Source organism: Streptomyces sp. NPDC058697, assembly GCF_042715345.1.
GTDB classification, from domain to species: Bacteria; Actinomycetota; Actinomycetes; order Streptomycetales; family Streptomycetaceae; genus Streptomyces; species Streptomyces liliifuscus.
The window spans coordinates 131,758-157,073 of sequence record NZ_JBHXSU010000005.1 but is presented as its reverse complement, the minus strand read 5'-3'; the positions used below and the strand labels follow the sequence as shown (position 1 = coordinate 157,073).

17 protein-coding genes are annotated in these 25,316 nt (G+C 72.6%); 13 read left to right on the top strand and 4 right to left on the bottom strand.

Annotation, left to right across the window (positions count from 1 at the left end; all coding sequences use genetic code 11):
• Positions 1-84 precede the first annotated feature (84 nt).
• Entirely contained in the window at positions 85-708 is a 624-nt protein-coding gene (locus ACFWXQ_RS14295; protein WP_383945058.1) for a TetR/AcrR family transcriptional regulator, read from the bottom strand.
• Positions 709-901: 193 nt separating this feature from the next.
• On the opposite strand from ACFWXQ_RS14295, the gene ACFWXQ_RS14290 reads away from it, so the two are divergent.
• The 6 genes from ACFWXQ_RS14290 to ACFWXQ_RS14265 all read left to right on the top strand — a co-directional run bounded on the left by ACFWXQ_RS14290 (position 902) and on the right by ACFWXQ_RS14265 (position 11,057).
• Positions 902-1,726, top strand: coding sequence for an urea amidolyase associated protein UAAP1 (locus ACFWXQ_RS14290; RefSeq protein ID WP_383945056.1), 825 nt, complete (start codon positions 902-904; stop codon positions 1,724-1,726).
• On the top strand, positions 1,723-2,337 hold the full coding sequence (locus ACFWXQ_RS14285) for an urea amidolyase associated protein UAAP2 (RefSeq protein WP_383945053.1): 615 nt from the start codon (positions 1,723-1,725) through the stop codon (positions 2,335-2,337). Before ACFWXQ_RS14290 ends, ACFWXQ_RS14285 begins: the two co-directional genes overlap by 4 nt.
• Complete coding sequence (gene uca / locus ACFWXQ_RS14280; protein WP_383945051.1) at positions 2,334-6,005, top strand: urea carboxylase; 3,672 nt, start codon at positions 2,334-2,336, stop codon at positions 6,003-6,005. The genes ACFWXQ_RS14285 and uca overlap by 4 nt, the downstream gene beginning before the upstream one ends.
• A 247-nt stretch (positions 6,006-6,252) precedes the next feature.
• A complete protein-coding gene (gene atzF / locus ACFWXQ_RS14275) occupies positions 6,253-7,932 on the top strand; it encodes an allophanate hydrolase (protein WP_383945048.1) in 1,680 nt (559 codons plus the stop codon).
• Between the two features lie 111 nt (positions 7,933-8,043).
• Positions 8,044-10,326 carry an MMPL family transporter gene (locus ACFWXQ_RS14270; protein WP_383945046.1) on the top strand — a complete coding sequence of 761 codons (2,283 nt, stop codon included), beginning with the start codon at positions 8,044-8,046 and terminating at the stop codon, positions 10,324-10,326.
• 122 nt (positions 10,327-10,448) lie between these two features.
• Positions 10,449-11,057: a DNA-binding response regulator gene (locus tag ACFWXQ_RS14265; RefSeq protein ID WP_383945043.1), complete on the top strand. Its 609-nt coding sequence runs from the start codon at positions 10,449-10,451 to the stop codon at positions 11,055-11,057.
• Positions 11,058-11,294: 237 nt separating this feature from the next.
• Here the strand turns inward: ACFWXQ_RS14265 and ACFWXQ_RS14260 are convergent, their stop codons facing one another.
• A complete protein-coding gene (locus ACFWXQ_RS14260; RefSeq protein WP_383945041.1) occupies positions 11,295-12,458 on the bottom strand; it encodes a sensor histidine kinase in 1,164 nt (387 codons plus the stop codon).
• Between the two features lie 236 nt (positions 12,459-12,694).
• Between ACFWXQ_RS14260 and ACFWXQ_RS14255 the strand changes: the two genes are divergently transcribed.
• Both ACFWXQ_RS14255 and ACFWXQ_RS14250 read left to right on the top strand, forming a co-directional pair.
• Entirely contained in the window at positions 12,695-13,576 is an 882-nt protein-coding gene (locus ACFWXQ_RS14255) for a BTAD domain-containing putative transcriptional regulator (protein WP_386268358.1), read from the top strand.
• Positions 13,573-14,403, top strand: a complete 831-nt coding sequence (locus ACFWXQ_RS14250) for a thioesterase II family protein (protein ID WP_386268239.1) — start codon at positions 13,573-13,575, stop codon at positions 14,401-14,403. Before ACFWXQ_RS14255 ends, ACFWXQ_RS14250 begins: the two co-directional genes overlap by 4 nt.
• Here the strand turns inward: ACFWXQ_RS14250 and ACFWXQ_RS14245 are convergent.
• Both ACFWXQ_RS14245 and ACFWXQ_RS14240 read right to left on the bottom strand, forming a co-directional pair.
• The gene (locus ACFWXQ_RS14245; RefSeq protein ID WP_383945036.1) at positions 14,385-15,077 is read right to left on the bottom strand and encodes an MFS transporter; all 693 of its coding nucleotides are present in this window, start codon (positions 15,075-15,077) and stop codon (positions 14,385-14,387) included. The two genes, ACFWXQ_RS14250 and ACFWXQ_RS14245, sit on opposite strands and share 19 nt — an antisense overlap.
• Positions 15,064-16,299, bottom strand: coding sequence for an FAD-dependent oxidoreductase (locus ACFWXQ_RS14240; RefSeq protein WP_383945033.1), 1,236 nt, complete (start codon positions 16,297-16,299; stop codon positions 15,064-15,066). Before ACFWXQ_RS14240 ends, ACFWXQ_RS14245 begins: the two co-directional genes overlap by 14 nt.
• A 170-nt stretch (positions 16,300-16,469) precedes the next feature.
• Between ACFWXQ_RS14240 and ACFWXQ_RS14235 the strand changes: the two genes are divergently transcribed.
• From ACFWXQ_RS14235 to ACFWXQ_RS14215, 5 genes are all read left to right on the top strand, one after another.
• Positions 16,470-18,353: a fatty acyl-AMP ligase gene (locus tag ACFWXQ_RS14235; protein ID WP_383945030.1), complete on the top strand. Its 1,884-nt coding sequence runs from the start codon at positions 16,470-16,472 to the stop codon at positions 18,351-18,353.
• On the top strand, positions 18,350-20,095 hold the full coding sequence (locus ACFWXQ_RS14230; protein WP_383945027.1) for an acyl-CoA dehydrogenase family protein: 1,746 nt from the start codon (positions 18,350-18,352) through the stop codon (positions 20,093-20,095). Before ACFWXQ_RS14235 ends, ACFWXQ_RS14230 begins: the two co-directional genes overlap by 4 nt.
• On the top strand, positions 20,096-21,775 hold the full coding sequence (locus tag ACFWXQ_RS14225) for an acyl-CoA dehydrogenase family protein (RefSeq protein WP_383945025.1): 1,680 nt from the start codon (positions 20,096-20,098) through the stop codon (positions 21,773-21,775).
• 91 nt (positions 21,776-21,866) lie between these two features.
• Positions 21,867-22,133 carry an acyl carrier protein gene (locus tag ACFWXQ_RS14220; protein ID WP_266741536.1) on the top strand — a complete coding sequence of 89 codons (267 nt, stop codon included), beginning with the start codon at positions 21,867-21,869 and terminating at the stop codon, positions 22,131-22,133.
• Entirely contained in the window at positions 22,130-25,267 is a 3,138-nt protein-coding gene (locus ACFWXQ_RS14215; protein ID WP_383945020.1) for a type I polyketide synthase, read from the top strand. The genes ACFWXQ_RS14220 and ACFWXQ_RS14215 overlap by 4 nt, the downstream gene beginning before the upstream one ends.
• Positions 25,268-25,316: the final 49 nt, after the last annotated feature.

Here is a 25,316-nt window from a genome sequence, read left to right as displayed (position 1 = left end):
CGCACACGGTGCGTGACGGCGTACGGGCATACGAAAACCCCTCATCAGAAGGGGTGAGACACCGCCCGGGAGCCTGGTTCCGGCTCAGATTCCGGCGATGCGCAGGGCCGCGTCCGCGGTGGCTTCGGCGAAGGCGGAGACAGGCCGCTCGGGATCGGAGCGGTGCACGAGGATCACCCCTTCGATGAGACCGAAGAGCAGATCGGTCCGGAGGTCCAGCTCGCTCTTGGCGAGCGCGCCGCCCGCCCCGGTCGCGGCGAGCAACTGCCGGTAGGCGTCCTTGAGTTCGGCCCGTACGGCATGGAAGCCGGCGAAGCGCTCCGAGTGGACCTCGGGCAGCAGATAGAGCCCGCCGAGGTTGTGCGAGCCGCCGCAGAGCAGTTCGACGTCCGTGCGGCACAGATCCCAGAGCCGGTCCTCGGCGGCGGTGTCGTCCTCGGCGAGGAGCTGCCGGGCGAAGGCCAGCGAGGGCGTGACGGTGGACTCCAGGAGCGCGGCGAGGAGCTCCTCCTTGCCGGACACGTAGTGGTACATGGACGCCTGGCGCATGCCCGCCCGCTCGGCGACGGCCCGGGTGGTCGTGGCCGCGTACCCCCGCGTCGTGAACAGTTCTGCGGCCGCGACGAGCAGTTCGTCGCGCGGCGAGAGGCCGCTGTCCGGCCGCTGCTCGGCGCGCGGCCTGCCCACTCGTCGTCCACCGGAACCCATGCGTTCGATCCTCGCACACCGCCCCACCAGGCGATCTCGGTGAGGGATCGGTAACGGGGCCGCAACCCGCGGGCAACGGCGGCGACCCGCCCGGCTCCTAATTTCTGTCGGGCGACAGAAATACGGCGACAGAAATACGAGCACCCGCTCGACCGCACCCATGACCGACCACTGCCGAGCCGGAGGTCCCGCGATGGCGACAGCGACCACTTACGGAGCCCGCGCGCACGCCCGCGCCCAGGAGGGCACCCGCGCCGAGGCCATGCCCGTCGTCCCGGCGAGCGCCTGGCCCGCCCCGCCGTGCGAGGCCGGCCACCTCGTGTGGGCCGAGACGGTGGCGGGCGGCAACTACACACACAAGGTGCTGGCGCGCGGCACGGAGCTGCGGCTGACCGACCTGTCGGGCGACGCCTGCGCCCATCTGCTCCTCTTCGCAGCCGACCGGCCGTGGGAGCGCCTGAACGTGGCCGACACGGTGAAGGTGCAGTGGAACGCCTACCTCGGCGAGGGCCGGCTGCTCCTCTCCGACCAGGGGCGCGTCCTCGCCACGGTGATCGCCGACACCTCCGGGCGGCACGACGCGCTGTGCGGCACCTCCGGCCTCGTACGGAACACCGAGCGGTACGGGGACGGGGCGCCGCAGTCTCCATCGCCCGCCGGGCGCGAGCTGTTCAAGCTGGCGGCGGCGAAGAACGGGCTGGCGCCGCGCGATCTGCCGCCGTCGCTGTCCTTCTTCCAGGGCGTGGAGGTACGCGAGGACGGCTCCCTGGACTTCACCGGTTCGGCCGGTCCCGGGGCGAGCGTGACGCTGCGCACCGAGCAGGACGTCACCGTGCTGCTGGCCAATGTGCCCCACCCGGCCGACCCCCGCGAGGCCTACACGAGCACACCGCTGGAGGTACTGGCCTGGCGCGCCGAGGCCACCCGGTCCGGCGATCCGCTGTGGGAGGCCACGCCCGAGGGCCACCGCGCCTTCCTCAACACCGCCGAGTTCCTTGCCGCCAGGGGGATCGCATGAGCGAGCAGGCCGTCCAGAAGACCACCGTTCCGGCCCGGGCCGCCTGGTCGGCCGTCGTCCGCGCGGGCTCCACGCTCACCATCACGGACCTGCACGGCAACCAGGCCGTCGACTTCCTCGTGTACGACGCCGGGGACACGGCCGTGCGGTACAGCGCGCCCGACACGATCCAGGCGCAGGGGAACATCTTCCTGACCACGGGCAGTGTGCTCATGTCGAACGAGCACACGCCGCTGATGACGGTCGTCGCGGACGACGTCGGCCGGCACGACACGGTCGGCGGCGCCTGCTCCAAGGAGTCGAACACCCTGCGGTACGGGCAGCACACCTGGTCCCAGCACGCCTGCGTGGACAACTTCCTTGCGGAGGGCGCCCGTTACGGCCTCGGCAAGCGCGATCTGGTCTCCAACATCAACTGGTACATGAACGTGCCGGTCGAGAAGGACGGCACCCTCGGCATCGTCGACGGAATCTCGGCACCGGGCCTCTCACTGACCCTGCGCGCCGAGCGCGACGTACTCGTGCTGGTCTCCAACTGCCCCCAGATCAACAACCCTTGCAACGGCTTCGAGCCGACCGCGGTGGAGATGACGGTCGGGGCTCCCGAATGAGCGGCGGGGGAACGGCAGGCGCAGGGACCGGCGGCGGGGCATCGGGCGGCGGCGGAGGAGCGGCCTTCGACACGCTTCTCGTCGCCAACCGGGGCGAGATCGCGGTCCGGATCATCCGTACGGCACGGGAGTTGGGCCTGCGCACGGTCGCGGTGTACTCCGACCCGGACCGCTCGGCACCCCATGTGCGGCTCGCCGACGAGGCCGTACGGCTGGGGCCCGCGCCCGCCAAGGAGTCGTATCTCGACGCGGATCTCGTCCTGAGGGCGGCGAAGGACACCGGCGCCGGGGCGATCCACCCGGGCTACGGCTTCCTGTCCGAGGACGCGGCGTTCGCGCGGCGCTGCCAGGACGCGGGCATCGTGTTCGTGGGTCCCACGCCGGAGCAGCTGGAGCTGTTCGGGGCGAAGCACACGGCCCGGGCGGCGGCCGAGGCGGCCGGGGTGCCGCTTGCACCGGGGACGGGCCTGCTCGCGGACGTCGACGAAGCCCTGCGCCGGGCCGAGGCCATCGGCTACCCGGTGATGCTCAAGGCGACCGGCGGCGGAGGCGGTATCGGCATGTCCGCGTGCCGCTCGGCGGAGGACCTCCGTGACGCCTGGGAGCGGGTGCAGCGCGTCGCCGCGGCCTCCTTCTCCTCCGCAGGTGTCTTCCTGGAGCGGCTCGTCGAGCACGCCCGCCATGTCGAGGTACAGGTGTTCGGCGACGGCGAGGGCCGCGTCGTCACCTTCGGCGACCGCGACTGCTCGCTCCAGCGCCGCAACCAGAAGGTCGTGGAGGAGGCTCCGGCGCCTGGTCTGCCCGCCCTGGTGCGGGAGCAACTGGCGTCTGCCGCACGGGACTTGTGCGCGAGCGTCGGCTACCGCTCCGCCGGCACGGTCGAGTTCGTCTACGACGCGGCCCGCGAGGAGGCGTACTTCCTGGAGGTCAACACCCGGCTCCAGGTGGAACATCCGGTCACCGAGGAGATCTACGGCGTCGACCTCGTCGCGTGGATGCTGCGCCTTGCCCGCGGCGACTCCGATGTCGTACGCGATCCCGGGGCGCCGCGCGGTCACGCCGTCGAGGCACGGGTGTACGCCGAGGACCCCTCGCGCGAACACCGGCCGAGCGCGGGCCTGTTGACACGGGTCGAGTTCCCGCGGGGCGTGCGCGTGGACGGCTGGATCGAGACGGGCACGGAAGTCACGACGGCGTACGACCCGATGCTCGCGAAGGTCGTCGCGTACGGCTCCGACCGGGCGCACGCGCTGGAGCGGCTGGACGAGGCGCTGGCCAGGACGCGGGTGGACGGCATCGAGACGAACCTCGGCCTGGTGCGGGCCGCGCTGTCGGAGCCGACGTTCCGCGTGGCGGCGCACTCCACGGCCACCCTCGCCGCGGTGAGCGATCCGACACCGCGGATCGAGGTCGTCTCCGGCGGAATGCTGACGACGGTCCAGGACTGGTCGGGGCGGACCGGCCACTGGCAGGTGGGCGTGCCGCCGTGCGGGCCGATGGACGACCTGTCGTTCCGGCTCGGCAACCGGGCACTCGGCAACGACGAGGGCGCTCCCGGGCTCGAATGCACCTTGCAGGGACCGGCGTTGAGGTTCTCGCATCCGACGACCGTGTGCGTCACGGGTGCGCCGGCGCCGGTGGCGGTCGACGGGACGGCGGTCCCCCAGTGGGAGCCAGTGACGGTGCCCGCGGGCGGTGTGCTGGAGGTGGGCGCGCCCTCGGAGCACGGGCTGCGGACGTACGTACTCCTCGCGGGCGGCGGCCTTGACGTGCCGGCCTTCCTGGGCAGCGCCTCGACGTTCACGCTGGGCCGGTTCGGGGGGCACGGCGGGCGGGCGCTGCGGACGGGGGATGTGCTGCATGGGGGTGCTGTGGTGGGTGGTGGTGCTGCCGTGCCTTCGGCAGGTGAGCCGATGTCGAGTCCTGTTCCTGTCGGGGATCCCGTTCCGGTCGGTGAGCGGCCGGTGTTCGGGTCCGAGTGGTGGGTCGGAGCGCTCGAAGGGCCGCATGCCGCACCGGAGTTCTTCACCGAGGAGGACATCCGCGACTTCTACGCGGCCGAGTGGAAGGTGCACTTCAACTCGGCGCGTACGGGCGTACGGCTGGTCGGGCCCAAGCCCCGCTGGGCGCGCACCGACGGTGGCGAGGCGGGCCTGCACCCCTCCAACATCCATGACACGCCCTACTCGGTCGGCGCGGTCGACTACACGGGCGACATGCCGGTGCTGCTCGGCCCGGACGGGCCCTCGCTGGGCGGGTTCGTCTGCCCGGCGACCATCGCGAAGGGGCAGCGCTGGAAGCTGGGGCAGCTGCGGCCCGGGGACACCGTGCGGTTCGTGCCGGTGACCGTGCCCGGGGCCGCGCGGCTGCGGCGTACCCCGGCTGCCGCGCCGATCGCGGACCGTGCGGAGATCGCCGACGGCGGCGTACTGGCCCGGGACGCCGACGTGACGTACCGGCGCAGCGGTGACGACAACCTGCTCGTCGAGTTCGGGCCCATGCAACTCGACCTGGCGCTGCGCATGCGGGTGCACGCGCTGATGGAGGCGGTGTCGGCGGCGGCGCTGCCCGGCATCACGGACATCACGCCCGGCATCCGTTCGCTCCAGATCCAGACGGACCCGGACGAGCTCCCGCAGCCCGAACTCCTGTCTCTGGTAAGGGAGATCGTCACCTCGCTCCCGCCCGCCGACCAGCTCGTCGTGCCGTCGCGCACCGTGCACCTCCCGCTCTCCTGGGACGATCCGGCGACGCGTGAGGCCATCGCCCGCTATATGGCGGGCGTACGCGACGACGCGCCCTGGTGCCCGTGGAACATCGAGTTCATCCGCCGCGTCAACGGTCTCGACTCGGTCGAGGACGTGTACCGGACGGTCTTCGACGCCGAGTACCTGGTCCTGGGTCTCGGTGATGTCTATCTGGGGGCGCCGGTGGCGACGCCGCTCGACCCCCGGCACCGTCTCGTCACGACGAAGTACAACCCTGCGCGTACGTGGACTGCCGAGAACTCGGTGGGCATCGGCGGGGCGTATCTGTGCATCTACGGGATGGAGGGGCCCGGCGGCTACCAGTTCGTGGGCCGTACGACTCAGGTGTGGTCCGGGTGGCAGCAGCGGGGCGCGTTCGAGCAGGGTTCGCCCTGGCTGCTGCGCTTCTTCGACCGGATCAAGTGGTACCCGGTGGACGCGGACGAGCTGCTGGACCTGCGCTCCGACATCACCTCGGGCCGCTTCGTCCCGAGGATCGAGGAGGGCACGTTCTCCCTCGCCTCGTACGAGGCCTTCCTCGCCGAGAACGCCGACGCGATCGAGGAGTTCCGCACCCGGCAGGGCGCGGCCTTCTCGGCGGAGCGCGACGCGTGGGAGGCGGCGGGCGAGTTCACCCGTGCGGAGGCGGTGTCGGCTCCCGCCGCCACCCCCGTTGAGGTGACGGTGCCGCCGGGCGCCCGCCTGGTGGAAGCCGAGTTCGCCGCCTCGGTATGGCAGCTGAACGTCAACCCGGGCGACACGGTCGTCCAGGGCCAGCCCCTACTGGCCCTGGAGGCGATGAAGATGGAGTCCCGGGTCCCCTCCCCCATGGACGGCGTGGTCCTCGAACTCCTGGCCGGCCCGGGCGACCAGGTGAACGCGGGGACGGCACTGGCGGTGGTGGGCCCACCAGCGACCTGAGCGTGTGCGTCGGCGCCGCGTCGCCTGTGGGCAGGCGCCGGCTCCCCGCCCGCCCGTCTGTGGGCAGGAGCCCCACCCGCCCGTCCGTCCGTCTGCCCGTGGGCAGGCGCCCCGCCCACCCGTGCGTGGGCAGGCGCCCGACCCGTCTGTCTGTCTGTCTGTGGGCAGGCGTTCCGCAGGGCGGAACGGGTGGGCACAGACGACCACCGGCCCGCACCCGACAACGAACCGCAAGCAAGGAGCACAGATGTCGCCCCAGACCCAGCCCCACGCAGTGGCCCGCGTCCGCAGGGCTTACGCCCGTATCGAGGCCACAGCCCGCCCCGAGGTCTGGATCGACCTACGCCCCCAGGCCGAGGTCGAGGAGGAGGCCCGAGCCATCGACACCCGCCTCGCCGCAGGCGAACACCTCCCCCTAGCAGGCAAGCTCTTCGCCGCGAAGGGCAACATCGACGTGGCAGGCCTCCCCACCACGGCAGGCTGCCCGGCCTACGCCTACCACCCGGAGGCGGACGCCCCGGTCGTCGCCCGCCTCCGCGCGGCAGGCGCGATCCCCCTGGGCACCACCAACCTGGACCAGTTCGCCACAGGCCTGGTAGGCACCCGCTCCCCGCACGGCGCGGTCCGCAACGCCATCGACCCGCAAAGAATCAGCGGCGGCTCCAGCTCAGGCAGCGCGGTAGCGGTAGCCCTCGGCATCGTGGACCTCGCCCTCGGCACGGACACCGCGGGCAGCGGCCGCGTCCCCGCGGCCTTCAACGGCATCGTGGGCCTCAAGCCGACCCGAGGCCTCGTCCCCACGGACGGCGTGGTCCCGGCCTGCGCCACCCTCGACTGCGTGACGGTCTTCGCCCGCACCCTCCAGGAGGCGGAACAGGCCCTGGCCCACATGGCCTCCCCACCCGCCCGCGACCTCCCCACACTCCCCCAGCGCACCCCGGGCCCCTGGCGCATCGCCGTCCCGCCCCGCGAACAGCTCGGCGAACTGGACGAGGGCTGGGCGGAGGCGTACGAGGAGGCCGCGGCCCAACTCCGCGCGGCGGGAGCAGAGTTGCGTCCCCTAGACCTCGCCCCCTTCACCGAGGCCGCCGCGATGCTCTACGAGGGCGCCTTCGTGGCCGAGCGCTACACCGCAGTGGGCAGCTTTGTCGACAAGTTGCTCTCCGAGGGCGGCGCGGGCCTGGACCCGACGGTCGCCGGCATCATCACCCGCGCCCGTGACATCCCGGCCCACCAGCTCTTCGCCGACCAGGACCGCCTGGCGGCCCTGCGCACCCGCGCGCTGGCGGAGCTCGGCGACGCGGACGCCCTGCTCCTCCCGACGGCCCCCGGCCACCCGACGCTCGCCGAGGTCGCCGCCGACCCGCTCGGCTCCAACGCCCGGCTCGGCCGCTTCACCAACTCCACGAACCTCCTCGACCTGGCGGCCGTGGCCGTCCCGGCGGGCGAGGTGGCGGGCCTCCCGTTCGGCGTGATGCTGATCGGCCCGGCCTTCACCGACGACCGCCTCGCCCTGATCGCCCGGACCCTGGAAGCGCCGACGGCCCGGATCGCCGTGGTCGGCGCCCACCTGTCGGGCCAGCCGCTCAACGGCCAACTCCTCTCCCTGGGTGCCTGGTTGGAACGTACGACCAGGACCGCGCCCGTCTACCGGCTGCACGCCCTGTCGACCGAACCGCCCAAGCCGGGTCTCGTCCACGTGGGCGAGGGCGGCGCCGCGATCGAGGCAGAGGTGTGGCGGCTGCCCGCCGAGGGTCTGGGCCGCCTGCTCGCCGCGCTGCCCCGGCCGATGGCCCTGGGCCGGGTCGAACTGGCCGACGGCGACGACGTACCCGGCTTCCTGTGCGAGCCGGGCGCGCTCGACGGCGCGCGGGACATCACGGCGTACGGAGGGTGGCGCGCGTATCTGAACTCCCCCGGCGAGTGAAACGCCCCCTGCACCGGGCCGGCCGTGGCGGGACACGCCCCCAGCCGACCCTTTAGCCCCTCACCGGACGATCGTCTTTCGCAAGAGCGACCGTCCAGGAGGGCAGGGCCGATGACACCGCAGACATCGCCGACTTCGCAGACATCGCCGAGTTCGCCGACCTCTTCGTCACCACAGTCCGCAGCCGGACCGCGGGGGCGGGTCGCCCGCGTGGTGACCGGCCGGCCGCGTCTGCTGCTCCTCCTGGTACTCCTGCTCACCGCGGGCGCTGTGGTGGTCGGCGGTGGGGTCGCCGAGCGCATGAGCAGCGGCGGCTCGCAGATCCCGGGCTCCGAATCCTCGTACGCGACAGCCGAGTTGGAGCGCCGCTGGCCCGCCTCCCAGCCGAATCTCCTGCTGCTCGTGTCGCCGCGCGACGGATCACGGGATGTCGACGACCCAGCCGTCGCGTCCGCGGCGCGCGACCTGGCCCGCCGACTCGCCGACGAGAAGGCCGTGTTGGGCGTGATCTCGTACTGGCAGAGCGAGGACACCGCGCTGCGCGCCCGCGACGGCGGCGAGGCGCTGATCACCGCGCGCATCAAGGGGGACGAGGACGCGGTCGACGACGCGCTGGAGGCTCTGGAGCCGCGCTACCGGGGCGCACAGGGCGCGGTCGACGTCCGGCTCGGCGGCCCGGCGGCGGTGCGGCACGCCTCCCAGGAGGTGATCGCCGACGACCTCGTACGGGCCGAAGTCATCGCGCTGCCAGTCACGTTGATCCTGCTCGTCGTGGTGTTCGGCAGCGCGGTCGCGGCTGCCCTGCCCCTGCTCGTGGGGATCGTGTCGGTGCTCGGCACGAACGCCGTACTGCGGGTGATCACCGAGTTCACGGACGTCTCGGTGTACGCCCAGAACCTGACGACGGCCCTCGGTCTCGGACTCGCCATCGACTACGCGCTGTTCCTGGTGCGGCGCCACCGCGAGGAGCTCGCCGCCGGCCGTGATCCAAGGGACGCGGTGGCCGTGACCCTGCGGACCGCCGGTCGCACGGTGCTGTACTCGGCGCTGACCGTCGCGGTCTGTCTCGCCTCGATGCTGGTCTTCGAGCAGTACTTCCTGCGCTCGCTCGCGTACGCCGGTATCGCGGTCGTCCTCATCTCCGCCGCGGCCTCGCTCGTCGCGCTGCCCGCGGCGCTCGTGCTGCTGGGACACCGGGTCAACGCCCTGCGGCTGCCGGTCGGCAGGCGCGGCGGGAATCCGGGAGCAGGCTGGGCGCGGCTCGCCCGGCTGGTGATGCGACGCGCCCCGCTGTTCGCCGTCGGCACGGTCGCCGTGCTGCTCGCGCTCGGACTGCCGTTCAAGGACGTGCGGTTCGGCACGGCCGACGACCGCCAGCTGCCGTCGAGCACCGAAGCCCGGGTCGTGCAGGAGGAGTTGAGGAACGAGTTCCCGGGCAGCCCCGGCAGCGCACTGGCCGTACTCGTCGAGGGGAAGCCGGCCCCCGAGGCGCTCGCGGAGTACAGCGGCGAGGTGTCGCGGTTGCCGTACGTCGTCCAAGTCGCGGGCCCCGCAGGGAGGTTCGTGGACGGGAGGCGCGTGGACGACGCGCCCCCGGCCGCCGGATACGTCTCCGTACTGCACTCGGCGGAAAGCGCTTCACCGCAGAGTGTGAGTCTCGTAAAGAAGATCCGCGCGGTTCCGGCCTCCTTCGAGACCTCGGTGACCGGACCGGCCGCCGTGCTCGCCGACACCCAGCACGGGACGGCCGAGCGGCTGCCCTGGGCGCTCGCGGTGATCGCCGTCACAACGCTGATCCTGGTCTTCCTGCTCACCGGAAGCGTGCTGCTTCCGCTCCTCACGGTCGTCGTCAACGGGCTCAGCCTGACCGCGATGTTCGGAGCCGTGGTCTGGGTCTTCCAGGACGGGCACCTGTCCGGCGCGCTCGGCTTCACACCCACCGGGGACATCGAGACGGCACTGCCCGTGCTGATGTTCTGCGTGGCGTTCGGACTCTCCATGGACTACGGGGTCTTCCTGGTCTCACGCATCAAGGAGGAGTACGAGCTCGGCGGCGACCACCGTGACGCGGTGGTCCTCGGCATCCGGCGCACCGGCGGGCTCATCACGGCGGCGGCGCTCATCCTGGCCGTGGTGATGGTGGCGATCGGCACCTCGCGCGTGACCAACATCAAGATGCTGGGCCTGGGCGTGGGACTGGCCGTACTGATGGACGCGATGGTCGTGCGGGCCCTCCTGGTGCCCGCCGTGCTCCGGCTCACCGGGCGGGCCACCTGGTGGGCCCCGGCACCCCTGCGACGGCTGCAGCGGCGGGCGGGGCTCGAAGAGGAGGCGCGTACGACGTATCCGGACATCCCCACGCGCACCGAGCGCCCCGTGAGTGGCCGGACCTGACCCCGGTACGCCCCTACAACGGACCCCTGCACACAAGTCCTGCACAACTCGGCTATATGACCCAACTAGACTTCCTCGCAAGGGGGTTGCGGAGTCGCGCCCGTAGGAGAGCTGGGGGCGGGTTGATACGGATTCTGCTGGCCGAGGACGTCTCGATGGTGCGCGGTGCGTTGGTGGCACTGCTCAATCTCGAACCCGACCTGGAGGTCGTGGCCGAGGTGGACCGGGGCGACGCGATCCTCTCGGCGGCACTTGCCGTACGGCCGGATGTGGCTGTCATCGACTACGACCTTCCGCACACGGACGGGATCACCGCGGCGGGGCAGTTGCACGAACGGCTGCCCGGTTGCCGAACGGTGATCATCACCAGCCTCGGCAAGCCGGGGACGCTGCGGCGGGCGCTGGCCCAGCAGGTGGCCGGGTTCGTCCTCAAGGACTCACCGGCGTCCTACCTCGCCGAGGTCGTCCGCAAGGCGGCGGCCGGTGAGCGGGTCATCGACCAGCAGCTCGCGCTCTCCGCCTTCGCGAACGGCGAGTCGCCTCTCACGGGGCGCGAGACGGAGATCCTGCGTCTCGCGTCGCAGGGCGCGGACGCCACCGAGATCGCCAAGGCGCTCCATCTGTCCGTGGGCACGGTGCGGAACTATCTGACCTCGGTCGTGACCAAGCTCAACGCCCGCAATCGCGTGGATGCGGTTCGGATTGCGGCGGAGTCGGGGTGGCTGATGTGAGGTTCGGTTGCGGGTGCGGGCCGGTGGGGGGGTGCTCGCGCAGTTCCCCGCGCCCCTGGGTGGGTGGGGGTTGATGCTGCGACTTGGGTGCCGGTCCGTTTGGGCTGAGCGCGCAGTTCCCCGCGCCCCCAAAAGAACGGGGCTGCGCCCCTGTTCTTTGTCTGCCAGGGGCGAGGGCAACCCCGGCTTTTTAGGGGCGCGGGGAACTGCGCGACCAGCCCCCACCGGGCCCGCAGGTCACACACCACCGCAAGGCGCCTCCGCGACCACCAAATACCAGCCCTTCCCATCCGTGCCGGCGGTCAACCGCCCCCCGACGGCCTCCATCCGCTCCGTGAGGTTGTCGAGGCCACCCCGAGCCCCGCCACCGCACCCGCGAAGCGCCCCCGCATCGGCCCCCACCCCGTCGTTGGACAGAGTGAGCCGCACGAAACCCCCCTCGACATCCCGGATCTCGATCCGGCACTCCGTCGCCTTGCTGTGCCGGATGAGATTGGTGACCCCTTCCCGCAGAACGGTCGCGAGAACGGTCCCGACCGGCCCCTCGCACCGGCACCGCACATCGAGGCCGGCCCGGATCCCCGCCGCGGCGAGCAACGAGCGTGCGGACTCGGCCTCGACGGCCAGGGACAGCTCCCGGTAGCCGCGCGCCACGGCCCGCACGTCGGCGAGCGCCTCGCGGGCGACGCCGAGTATCCCGTCGAGCTCCTCACGGGTGCGGTCGGGTTGCAACAGCACCAGCCGCCGGGCGAGATCACCCTTGAGGGTGATGGCGGAGAGGCTGTAGCCGAGCAGGTCGTGCAGATCGCGCGCGTACCGCCGCCGCTCCTGCTCGACGGCCCGCCAAGCGAGTGTCTCGCGCTCGTGGTGCGCGGCGGTCACGAGTTCCACGAACCGGGCCGCGCCCAGCAGGACGAGTGCCGTGCCCCCGGTGACGGCCCCCGCGTACAGCCCGTCCGCCCAGTCCGCCCCCTCCGCAAGCGCCGCGGCACAGGTCGCGGCGACCGCGAGAGCGGCGAGCGAACGGCCTCCAAGGCCAGGAAAGTTGACCAGGAGCGCGCCGGCGAAGTACCCCGCCGTGCCGGGCCAGACGGCCACGGGTGTCAGGGCGGGCAGGAAGCCCAGTAGGCCCTGTGCCGCGATCGTCAGGGCACGCCGGCGCTCCCGCACCCGGCCCGTCACCAGATGCAGGACGTACGTCCCCAGCAGGGCTCCCACGGCTGCTGCCGCCGCGCCCCGCCCGGGGTGTGTAGTGGCGATCGCGGCCGCGCCCAGCGGAACGAATCCCGCCGTGATCGCGAACGCGGTCCTGAACGCATGCCGAGTGACCGGCACACCGGCGGTCCTGCCGTCGAACTCCCCCACCCATGTGCTGGTCAGCTGCTCAGCCGCACCGGACATCGACTCCCCCTCAGAAGTCTCCCAGAGCGCCCTCTGTGCTGATGCGGGGATGCTAAGGGCAAGCACCCGGTCACGGACAGTGGGCCTTGGAGGGGGCGCATTCGCCGGGGCGTGCCAGAAGTGCCGCGTATGAGGGATTCATGATGTTTTCGTGGGCACGTCACTGGCGACCGCAGCACGCCGACTGCCAAGGTCTGGAAGGCAGTTGAACGCCGCACTCTCTGGGGGGACGAGTGATCGAGATCGCCGTGCTCGGACCGCTGAACGCACGGGTGGGGCCGGCGTCAGTGGTACCGAGCGCACGGAAGCCACGTCAGGTCCTGGCTCTGCTGGCACTCAACCGCGGGAATCCGGTGGGGGTTTCGGCCCTGGTCGACGAGTTGTGGGGAGACCGCCCGCCCCGCTCGGCCGAGGCCACGCTGCACACGTACGTGAAGCAGCTGCGCAGGATGATCGGCTCGGCGCTCGGTCCCGATCACGTGCTCGGTCCGAAGGACGTGCTGCGGCGGGTACCCGTCGGCTACCGCCTGGACGCCCCGCCGGACGCCATGGACGTCTCCCGCTTCGAACGGCTCGCCTCGGCCGGACGTGCCGCACTGGAGGCGGGCGCCGACGCCGAGGGTTCGGAGCTCCTGGTGGGGGCGCTGCGGCTGTGGCGGGGGCCCGCCCTGGCCGACGTGTCGCCAGGACCCGTACTGCGTGCGGAGGTTCTGCGTCTGGAGGAGCTTCGGCTGACCGCCCTGGAGGAGCGCTTCGGCGCGGAGCTCCGGCTGGGCCGCCACCGCGCGCTCCTCGGCGAACTCACCGCCCTGGCCTCCCGCTACCCCCTGCACGAGAGCCTCCACGCGCAGCTGATGCTCGCCCTGCACCGCAGCGGCCGCTCCTGGCAGTCGCTGGAGCTGTTCCGGGGTCTGCGCCGCGTCCTGTCGGACGAGCTGGGACTCGAACCATCCGTACGTGTAAGGCAGTTGCACGAGGCGATCCTGCGGGGCGACACGTCCCTGGACGCCATCCGCGACCACTCTGATGGGGGGTGGAGCGGCGCCGCGCAGGGGCACCCCGACCGGGCATCGGGGTGGCGCGGCGCCGCGACGGGGGCCCACGTGGTGATGCCATGACGATGACGGATTACCTGGCCCGGACACCGCAACCGCACGCGCCGGTACGGCTGTTGTGCTTCCCCTTCGCGGGCGGCGGGGCCTCGGCGTACGCACGCTGGCAGCACGAGCTCGACACGCGGGGCGCCTCGGTGGACGTCCTGCCGGTACGGCTGCCCGGCCGCGAGGGGCGGTCCGGCGAGCCCCGCTTCACCGAACTCGCCCCGCTGGTGGAGGAGTTGGACGAGGAACTCGACGAGGTGCTGGCCTCACCACATCTCCTGTACGGGCACAGCATGGGTGCCCTCATCGCGTACGCCCTGATCCGGCGGCGTCAGGAGCGGGGAGCGCCCCTTCCGCGCGCGGCCCTGCTCGCCGCGTACCGTGCCCCGCATCTGCCGCCGCCGCGCCTTGGCTCCGATGGCGACTCCGATGCCGACGGCTCCGATGCCGACTTCGGTTCCGATGCCGAGTCCGATGCCGACTTCGACCTGGCCCGGGCGCTGGTCGCACTCGGCGGGCTGCCAGAGGCCCTGCTCGGGCACCCGGAGTGGCTGCGGGCGCTGCTGCCCGTGGTGCGGGACGACCTGGCGCTGTGCGCGAGCGGGGGCCCGACCGGCGGGCCCGTCCGCGTGCCCCTCCACCTGTTCGCCGGGGCGGACGACTCCCTCGTACGGGTCCCCGAGGTGACCGCGTGGCGCCGGTACGCGGCACGCGGCTGCGAGGTGCGGGTCCTGCCGGGCGGGCACTTCTTCCTGCGGACGCACGAGGGGTGGCTGCTGGACGAGGTGGCACCCCTGGTCCGCCGTTACGGCGGCTTGGGGACGGTTCACGCGGCGGCATCCTGAGCATCGTCTCCCTGCCCGACACCCAAGCCGTCACCATCGCCTGAGGCCGCACCCGCGCCCGCACCAACTGCCTTGTCCCGCCGGGGAGTCCACCGCAGCAGCCGTACCAGCGGAATACCGGCGGTCGCCGTCAACGGCACGTTCGCCCACAGCGCCCACCTCCAGTCGGCGCCGACGACCGCACCCACGGCAAGCCCCGTACCGAAACCGGCGACGACCACGGCGCTCCACACGAGGAGGAGCCGATCCGGGCGCTGCCCGACAGGAGCAAGAACGAGGGCGAGCGCGGTCGCCGTGAGCGCCGCCGCGCCCGCCCCCTGGACCGCCCGGAAGGCGAGGAAGGCCCCCGCGCCGGACACCAGCGTCAACGCCACCGACGACTGGACGAAGAGCCACAGCCCGAGGATCAGCACCGGAAGCGGCCGGGTGCGCTGGATCAGCAGGCGCAGCGGCAGGACCAGGAGGCCCAGCGCGAGGACGTACACGAGGACCGCCCACGGCAGCCGGCTCGCGGGCAGCCCGTTCGCCTCGCGCAGTGCCGGGCCCATGGTGGTCACCACGGAGGCGCCGGCAGCGACGAGGAACTGGCTCAGCGCGCAGGCCGCGTACAGCACCCGGCCCCCGCCACCGAACCCGACCCCTGCCCCGGCCGACGGCCCCTCAGCGCGCCGCATCCTGCACCTTCGCAACCCGCTCCCCCGGTTCCTGGAGCTGGAAGTACGCCCCGGCCAGCACCCGGCGGGTGAGCAACTCGCTGCGGTTCACGGCCCGGTAGAGGGTGCGCCGCCAGGCTCCGCCGAGGCGCCCGTGCAGCGTGAAGAGGCGTTCCTGGCGGAGCTGGAGGGCCCTGGAGCGGGCCACGGACGCCTCGCGGGTGCGCTGGAACGCGTGGGTCGCGGTGTTCAGCGCCTCCGGCCCGCTGTCCAGGGCGTCCGCCACCAGCGGCGCCAGCGTGACCGCGTCGATGATGGCGTGGTTGACGCCCTGCCCGAGGATCGGCGTCAGCGTGTGGGCGGCGTCTCCGACGAGGACGATGCCGGGCGCGGACCAGCGCGGCACGACCGTCGTGAAGATGTCCAGCATGGACGTGTCCGACCAGGACCGCACCTGCTCGCGCACCGCGCCGGACAGTTCGGGGGCGAGCGCGTCGAGCCGTTCGTACAGGCGTGGCAGTCCCCGCCCCCGCATCTCCTTGAGGCCGCCCTTGGGAATGTTGAAGCCGACCCGGACGCTGTCGGGCCGGGTCGGGATGAACAGCCCGTGCTGGTCTCCCCGGATGCGGACGCGATACGTACGGTCGTCCCAATCTCCGTACGGAAAGGGCAACTTGAACCAGATGACGTCCCGCTCCAACGGCACCGTCCGGTAGGCGAGACCCGACATCTCGCGCACCTTGCTGAACCGTCCGTCCGCCGCGACGGTCAGTGTCGCCCGGATCTCCCGCTCGCCCTCGGCGGTGCGCACCCGCACCCCCGTGACCGTGCCGTCGTCATCGCGCAGCAGTCCGGTGGCGGTCGCGCCCTGGAGGAGGGTGAAGCCGGGGTGGGCCGCGCCGGTCTCGGCGAGCGCGGACAGCAGGGCGGGCTGCGGGAGTTCGACGGGGAAGGGATGCGGATAGCGGAAGCGCTCGAAGTCGGCGGCGAACACGGTGTGGCCGGAGTCCTGGATGCGCATGTGGTGCATCTGGACGTACTCGCCGTCGAGCCGGTCGAGCAGGCCGAGGCGGTCGAGCAGCCACACGGAGTCGGGCGAGACGGACTCGCCGCGGAAGGACCGGTTGAAGTGCCGGCTCGCCTCCACGACGACCACGGGCACGGATCGCCGGGCGAGTTCCACGGCGAGCGTCAGCCCGGCGGGCCCACCACCCACCACGCACACCTGCGTCGGTACGTGCATCAGCTGCCTCCTGGGAGTCCGTGCGGGGCGGTGCCGGAGCCGTTTCGGTGAAGCCGTGTCGGTGAAGCCGTGTCGCTGAACTCCACCCTCCGCAACGGTTCTTGTAGCCCCCTTGCGCCAACACCCCCGCCACAAGGCCGCGTTTAGGCCGCTCTCCCACGCTCCCTGGCATGACCACCGCATCCATCACCCCGCGGACTCCCGCGCAGGGCACGCCCCGGACGTTCACCGACGTCGTGCGGGAGCGCACGGACGCCCTCGCCGAACGCGACGCGTTCGTCTTCCTCCCGGACGACGGGCAGGGGTCGGTCCCCGAGCACCTGACGTACGCCGGTCTCGACCGGCGGGCCCGCGGCATCGCCTCTTGGCTGCGCGAGCACGGGGCCGTCGGGCGGCCCGTGCTGCTGCTCCACCCGCCGGGCACGGCGTTCGTCGCCGCCTTCGTGGGTTGTCTGTACGCGGGCTCGGTGGCGGTCCCCGCACCGCTGCCGACCGACCAGGGGCAGCAACTCGCCCGGGTGGCAGGCATTTTGAGGGACTCGGGCGCATCCGCGGTGCTCTCGACGGGCGCGTACGTGCCGTTGCTGGAGGCGTGGCTGGAGTCGGTGGGCATGCCGCACGTGCACTGCCTCGCCACCGACCGGGAGGACATCGGCGACCCCGACGCGTGGCGGGCGCCGGACATCTCCCCCGACGACCTGGCGTTCCTCCAGTACACGTCCGGCTCCACCAGCGAGCCCAAGGGCGTCATGGTCAGCCACGCCAACCTGCTCGCCAACGAGGCGGCGATCGGCCGCTGGGCGGGCACCCACGAGGGCATGGTGGTGGGCGGCTGGCTGCCGCACTACCACGACCTGGGCCTCATCGGTCATCTCCTCCACTCCCTGTACGTAGGCGGTCTGTCGGTGCAGATGTCTCCGCTGTCGTTCCTCAAACGGCCGCGCCGCTGGCTGGAGATGATCGGTGACTACCGCGTGGAGGGCTCCGGCGCACCGGACTTCGCGTATGACCTGTGTCTACGGCGGGTCACGGACGAGCAGTTGGCGCGGCTGGATCTGTCGAGCTGGCGGTGCGCGCCCAACGGCGCCGAGCCGGTACGCGCCGACACCCTGCGCGCCTTCGTGGAGCGCTTCTCCCCCGCCGGACTGCGCCGCGAGGTCTTCGCGCCCTGCTACGGCCTCGCCGAGACCACGCTCCTGGTCACCGGCGCGGACCCGGCCACCGAACCGACGATCCGCACGGTCGACGCGGCCGCCCTGGAACGGGGCGTCCTGGCCGTCGGCGAGGGGCGCACACTCGCGGGCAGCGGGAGCGCCCGCGACTGTGAGGTGCGGATCGTCGCCCCCGGCACGGGAGCGCCTCTCGCGGACGGCCTGGTCGGGGAGATCTGGGTGCGCGGGCCGAGCGTGACAGCGGGCTACTTCGGCAACGAAGCGGCCACGGCCGACTGTTTCGGGGCCGACGGCTGGCTGCGTACGGGCGACCTGGGTGTCCTGGACGAGGGCGAACTCTTCGTCACCGGACGCCTGAAGGAGGTCATCGTCCTCGCCGGGCGGAACCTCTACCCGCACGACATCGAGCGGGCCGCCCAGTCGGCGGCCCCGTCGCTCACGCGCGGAGCGGGGGCAGCCTTCGCGGTACGTTCCGGCGGCTCGGGCGGTTCCGGCGGCTCGGGCGGTTCCGGCGGCTCGGGTGGCTCGGGCGGTTCCGGCGGCTCGGGCGGCTCCGAGCGCGAGCATCTCGTCCTCATCCAGGAGGTGCGGCTCGCCGCGGTCCGGGACGGGGACCTGCGGGCGGTGGCGACAGCCGCGCAGAGTGCGATCGGGCGGCAGTTCGCCGTGCCCGCGGGCAACGTGGTCCTGGTCAAGCCCGGCACCGTACGCCGCACCACCAGCGGCAAGGTCCGCCGCACCACCATGCGCGACCTGTTCCTCGACGGCTCGCTCACCCCCCTGTACGAGGTCTTGGAACCGGCCGTACGGGACCTCGTGAGCGACGCGACAGACACGGCAGACGCGGCGGCCCTGCCCAACGACTCGGCGGTGTCCTCGTGAACGGCGAGCACTCCCCCTACCGCCTCGCCGAGGAGCTGGAGCACACGCTCGGGGACCCGGCGGACGCCCGCACCCCGTTCTCGTACGCCGCCGGCCTGGAACTGGACGCCCGCGAGGAGTTCCCGGCGGGAATCTGCCGGCTCCTGGACGACTGGGGCCTGCCCGACTACTACGTGCCGGTACGCCACGGCGGACGGCTGCGCGACTACGAGCACGCGCTGCATCTCGTCCGTACGGTGGCGCGGCGCGATCTGACGGTCGCGGTCGCGCACGGGAAGACGTATCTGGGCGGGGTGTGCGTGTGGGTCGCGGGCGGCGAGGAGCAGGCGGCGCGGCTCGGGAGCGACATCCGGGCGGGGGTCCCCGTGGCGCTGGCACTCACCGAACGGGCCCACGGGAGCGACCTGTTGGCGGGGGAGGTCGAAGCCGTCGCGGACGGCGAGGGATTCGTGCTGCGCGGAGAGAAATGGCTCATCAACAACGCCACCCGCGGCTCGGTCCTCTGCCTCCTCGCCCGTACCGGCGCCGAGGGCGGCCCGCGCGCATTCAGCGTGCTGCTCGTCGACAAGAGGACGCTGGCGCCCGGCAGTTGGCGTCCGCTGCCGAAGGTTCCGACACACGGCATCCGGGGCGCGGACATCTCCGGAATCGTCCTCGACGGGGCGCACGTGGACCGGGAGGCGCTGATCGGTCCGGAGGGCGGTGGCATCGAGACCGTCCTCAAATCCCTCCAGTTGACCCGCACGATGTGCGCGTCGCTCTCCCTCGGCGCCGCCGACCACGGACTGCGCATCGCCCTGGACTTCGCCCGCGGACGCCGCCTGTACGGTCGCCCGCTGGCCGAACTCCCGCAAGCACAGGCCCTGTTGGCGGGAGCGGTGGCGGACGTCCTGACCCATGAGGCGCTGGCCCTGGTCGCCTCCCGCATGGTGCACACCACGACCGGCGAACTCTCCGTCGTCGCGGCCGTCACCAAGTACCTGCTGCCGACCGGCACGGAGGACGTGCTGACCGCCCTCGGAGAACTGCTGGGCGCCCGCGCCTTCCTGGTGTCGGGCCCCGGCATGGGCCCGTACGGCATGTTCCAGAAGGTCGAGCGGGACCACCGAATCGTGGGCCTCTTCGACGGAAACACCCTCGTCAATCTCAACTCGCTGATCCTTCAGTTCCGTTCGCTCGTACGTCACTGGCGGCGCCGGACGCCACCCGCCGACGGCGTGCGCACGGCGTGCGATCTCGCGGCCCCGCTCCCCGAATTCGACCCGGCCGAGCTTCAGTTGGCCGCACGGCGGGGCGCGGCTCCATTGGCCGCGCTCCCGGCGTGGACAGCCGCCTTGCGTGAACGGGCCGCCGAGGAACCGGCATTGAAGGACGCGGCCGAGCTGGCTGAACACCTGCTGGCCGTTTCCGACCGCGTGCACGAGGAGATGGCCGCCCACGCGGATGTGGTGACAGACGTCCCCGAGGAGGCCTTCGCCGTGGCGCGCCGGTACTGCCTGTGCTTCGCCGGGGCGGCGTGCCTGGGGCTGTGGGTGGAGTCGGGCTCCGGGGTGCCGGGCGGGGAGGGCGTCTGGCGGAACGGGCTGTGGCTGCGGGCCGCGCTGGAGCGACTGCTCGCGCGGCTGGGCGAACAGTCGTCGTCCGACGCGCAGGAGGAGCTGCTGGAGGCGGCGTTCGCGCTGCACGGGAACGGGCGGCTGGTCTCACTGCTGCGGCTCCAACTGCGCCGGGGGGCGGCATAGATGCCGTACTCGACGCTGACCGCCGCCGACCGGGCGGCCGAACTCGCCCGGTCCTTCGGGGACTTCTGGGACCCGGCGAACCCGCTCGGTTCCGCGGCGCTCCTCGCTGCAGACGAACAGAGCGTGCTCAGCGCTGACGGGGAGGCGCTGCTCGACCGGTTCGGGCTGGCCGCCGAGTACGTACCGGCGGAGCTCGGCGGACGGCTCACTCACCTGGACGGACTGGTCCGGGTGATGCGCGAGGTGTTCCGGCGGGACGTCGGGCTTGGTCTGGGGCACGGCATCACTTCGTTCATGGCCGCCGTCAACGTCTGGACGGCGGGCTCGGCGGAGCAGCAACGGCACCTGGCCGGCCTTCTGTTGGACGGCGGCCGGGCCTCGGTCGCGTACCACGAGCTGGCCCACGGAAACGACTTCCTGCGCAACGAGTTCGCGGCCCGCCCGGTGGCCGGCGGCTATCTGCTGGAGGGCGTGAAGCAGGTCATCAACAACGCCGACCGGGCCGGTGCGTGGGTGCTGTTCGCGCGCACCGGCGACGGACCGGGCAGCCGCAGCCACTCGGTGCTGCTCGCCGGCCCGGACGACGTGCCCGCCGACCGTCTCCAAAGGATGGCCCGTTATCGCACCGCGGGCGTCCGCGGCTGCCGGCTCACCGGACTCGCCTTCCACGGCTGCCCGTTGCCCGCGTCGGCGCTCGTCGGCGCCGAGGGCAGGGGCGGCGAAGTGGCGCTGCGCTCCTTCCAGGTGACGCGCAGCGCGCTGCCGGGGATGGCGATCGGCACGGTGGACACCTGCCTGCGCTCGGTACTCCGCTTCGCCCTGGACCGACGCCTGTACCGCCGCCGGGTCTTCGAACTCCCGCACGCGGCCGGGGCGTTGACCTCCGCGTTCGCGGACCTCCTCCTGTGCGACAGCCTGTCGCTGGCCGCCGCCCGTACGGTCCAACTGCGCCCCGAGCAGGCGAGCGTGACCGCCGCCGCCGTCAAGTACCTCGTGCCCCGCCTGCTGAGCCGCACAGTGCGGGACCTCTCGGTGGTGCTGGGTGCCCGCTTCTACCTGCGCGAGGGCGAGCACGCGGTGTTCGGCAAACACCTACGGGACCTCCCGGTACTGAGCCTCGGACACGCCGGACCCACGGCATGCCTGGCCACCCTGATCCCCCAACTACGAAGGCTGACCACGGCACCTCAACTCGACCCCTTGGACGCCCTGTTCACCCCGGCCGACGCCACAGCTCCACCACCGCGCATCCCCTTCGACCGCCTCACACTGTCCGCGACGGGCGACCCACTCACCGGGGCCCTGACACCGGAGGGTGCCCCCGCCGCCGTACGCCCCCTCCTGACCGACCTCGCCGCCGACCTCTCGGCCGTACGCGACCGGGCCCGCGCCCTGCCCCCGGCCGACCGCACGCCGCTCGCCTCCCCGGACGCATTCGCCCTGGCCGCGCGCTACGCGGAACTGCTCGGCGCGGCAGCCGCCACAGGCGTGGCACGGTCCGCACGCTCCGGCTTCCTGTCCGACCCCGCCTGGCTGGGCGCCGCCCTCCACCGCACAGCATGCCGCCTGGGCCTGCGCACAGACCCGGTGCCGGACAGGTGGGCGAGCCCCCTACGCGACGAACTCCTATCGCGCTACGAGGAGTCACGCACGTTCGACCTGTACAACGGCTGCCTTTAGGGGCGCGGGGAACTGCGCGACCAGCCACAACGCACCCGCAGCCGAAACACACCACAGGAACCCCCCGCCAAAAAGAAAAGGACCACCGGTCATGCCCGTACCGACGGCGCACACCGAGCAGACCCTGACCACCTGGATCACCACCCGCGTGGCCGAGTACCTCCGCCGGCCCCCCACCGAGATAGACCCGACGACCCCGCTCGCCGAATACGGCCTCGACTCCGTGGCCGCGCTGAGCCTGTGCGGCGATGTCGAGGACCACTACGAGGTGACCATCGACCCGACGGCGGCCTGGGACTACCCGACCGTACGGGCACTGGCCGGACACCTGCTGACCGAGTTGGAGGGCCAGGGGTGAACGCGGTGGCCGTCACCGGTATCGACTGCCGGTTCCCGGGCGCCCAAGACCCGGGCGCGTTCTGGGAGTTGCTGATGCGCTCGGGCGACGGGACGGGCCCCGTGCCGCCGCCCCGCTGGGACCCGTCGCTCACGGGCGGCCCGGCGGAGGGCGGCTTCCTCGCGGACGCGGACGCCTTCGACCACGAGTTCTTCAGGATCCCGCCCCGCGACGCCGCCGCGATGGATCCGCAGCAGCGGCTGATGCTCCAGTGCGCGTGGCGGGCCGTCGAGGACTCGGGGCTGGCACCCGGGCGGCTCGCCGGTTCGCCGACCGGGGTGTTCGTCGGGGTCATGGGCAGCGAGTGGGCGCAGCTCACGCTGACCGACCCGGCGCGCATCACCCCGCAGATCGGCTCGGGCAACGGCTACTGCATGATCGCGAACCGGATTTCCTACCACCTGGACCTGCGCGGCCCCTGCATGGCCGTCGACACGGCGTGCTCGTCCTCGCTGGTGGCCGTGCATCTCGCGGTGAACGCGCTGCTGACCGAGGAGTGCGACCGGGCGATCGCGGGCGGGGTCAATCTCGCGCTGACTCCGGCGCTCGGCCTCTTCTACGAGAAGGCCGGCCTCGCCGCGCCGGACGGGCGCTGCAAGCCGTTCAGCGCGGGGGCGGACGGGATCGGGCGCGGCGAGGGCGTGGGCGCGGTGGTGCTCCGCCGCCTCGCGGACGCGCTCGCCGACGGCGATCCGGTGTACGCGGTGATCCGGGGCACCGCCGTGAACCAGGACGGCCGCAGCAACGGCATCACCGCGCCCTCCCGCTGGTCCCAGCAGGAGGTCCTGGCGACGGCCTGCCGCCGGGCGGGCGCCGATCCGCACGAGGTGTCCTTCCTGGAGGCCCACGGCACCGGTACGGCCCTGGGCGACATGATCGAGACGAGGGCGCTGGGCCACCTGCACGCCGACCGGCCCCGCCCGCGCCCGCTCTCCCTCGGCTCGGTCAAGGGCAACCTCGGCCACACGGAGGGCGCCGCCGGCATCGCGGGCCTCATCAAGACGTGCCTGTCCCTCCACCACCGCACGGTCCCGGTGAGCCGGTACGCGGCCCGCGAGAACCCCCAACTACGCCTCGCGGAGCAAGGGTTGCGGCTCCTGAAGGCTCCCCTGCGGTTGCCCTCCGGAGAACCGGTGCTGGCGGGCCTGAGCAGCTTCGGAATGGGCGGTACGAACGCGCACGCGGTGCTGGAGTCGGCACCGATCCGGAAGGCGGCCGCAACGCGGCGCGCGGTCGCCACGCCGGACCGCTCCGGCGTCGGCCTGCCGGACCGCCTGCCGGAGCCGTCGGGCAGCGGCCTCGGCGCCGAGGTGTTCGTCCTCACCGCACCCACCGAGGGAGCCCTCCGCCGCAATCTGCTGACGCAGGCCGACACCATCGGCCGGCGACGCACCCCGCTCGGACCACTGTGCCGGGCATCGCAGCGGGTGAAGACCGGGCACAGCCACCGGAGTGCGGTCGTGGCCGGGGACAGTGCCGAGTTGGCGGTACGACTGCGAGAGGCAGCCAAGGCTGTGGAGCCGCTCAGCACGACCGGCTCCTCCGGCTCCTCCGGCTCAACCGGCTCAACCGGCTCAACCGGCTCGACCGGCTCAACCGGAATCGCCAGCCTCTCCCCCGAACTCCCCCTCACCGCCTGGCTGTTCACCGGCCAGGGCGCCCAGTACCCGGGCATGGGAGCCCGCCTCTACCGCGAGTCCGCCCTGTTCCGGCGGCACCTCGACGGCGCCGACGCCGCACTGCTCCCGCACACCGGCCGCTCCGTCCGAGACCTGCTCCTCACCGGCGACCCGGCGGTGCACAGGACCGGTTGGGCCCAGCCCGCCCTGTTCGCGGTCGGCCACGCGCTCGGCGCCACGCTCGCCGAGGTCGGCGTACGCCCCGCCCTGCTGCTCGGCCACAGCGTGGGCGAGTTCGCGGCCGCCGTGCACGCCGGGGCGCTGCCTCTCGAAGACGCGGCGCGACTGGTCGCCGTACGGGGTGCCCTGATGGAGCAACTCCCCGACGGTGGCGCCATGCTGGCGGTGCACGCCTCCGCGGACCGGCTGCGCGATCTGGTCGAGCGCGAGCCACTGGTCGGTTTCGCCGCCCTCAACGGCCCCCGCTCGACCGTGATTTCGGGCGACCTGGCCGCGCTGGACCGCATCGCGGAGTCACGCGAGCTGGACGGCGTACGACTCCGCCGCCTTGAGGTCTCGCACGCCTTCCACTCGCCGCTGATGCGTCCGGCGCTCGAAGCGTTTCGCCGGGTGGCCGAGCAAGTAGCGGGCGGGACACCGCGGTTGCCGTTCTACTCGACGCTCCGCGGCAAGCGCCTGGAGTCCGAGCAGCTGGACGCCTCGTACTGGACCGAACACATCGAGGCCCCGGTTTTGTTCGCCGACGCCGCGGCCCAGCTCCTGGACGAACGGCCGACGCACCTTCTGGAACTCGGCCCCCGTCCGGTCCTCACCGCCCTCGCCCGCCGCCTCGACGACCGGCCCACCGCCCCGGAAGCCCGCGACCGGTCCGCCGACCCGGTCGCCCTGCACCCGCTCCCGGACTCCGAGTCGGGCGGCCGCGCCCTCGCCGAAACCGTGGCCGCGCTCTACCGGGCAGGCATCGACATCGACTGGACGGCGGCGGCCCACCCCGGCCGGGACCACACCCCGGCACGCCTGACCCCGTACACCTTCGCCACGGACAGTCGCTTCTGGCACACGGGAGGGCCGACGCGTACGGAGACACCGGGCGCCCCCATCCCCGTACAAGAGGAGCCGCAGGCACCCGCCGTACAGGAGGAGCCGCAGGCGCCAAAGGTGGACCCTCCGCCCGCAGAAGCCGTGTCAGCGACCGTGACTCCACCCCGAGACCCCGTGGCCACCGCGGTGTACGAAACCGTCGCCGCGCTCGGCGGCTACGACCCCACCGCCCTCTCGCACGACTCCCGCTTCCACGACGACCTCGGCCTCGACTCGGTCGCCCTGGTCGAACTCAAGGAGCGCCTGACCGAGCGCCTGCCCGCCGTGGGCGCGCTGACGGTCCAGGACCTGCTCCCCCGGCTCACCTCCCTCGGCGAGCTCATCGGCTACCTGCGGCAGGAGACGTCCGCATGACCAGTCCCGGCCCATCCGCTCCTTGCACCCCTTCCGATCCTTCCGGCCC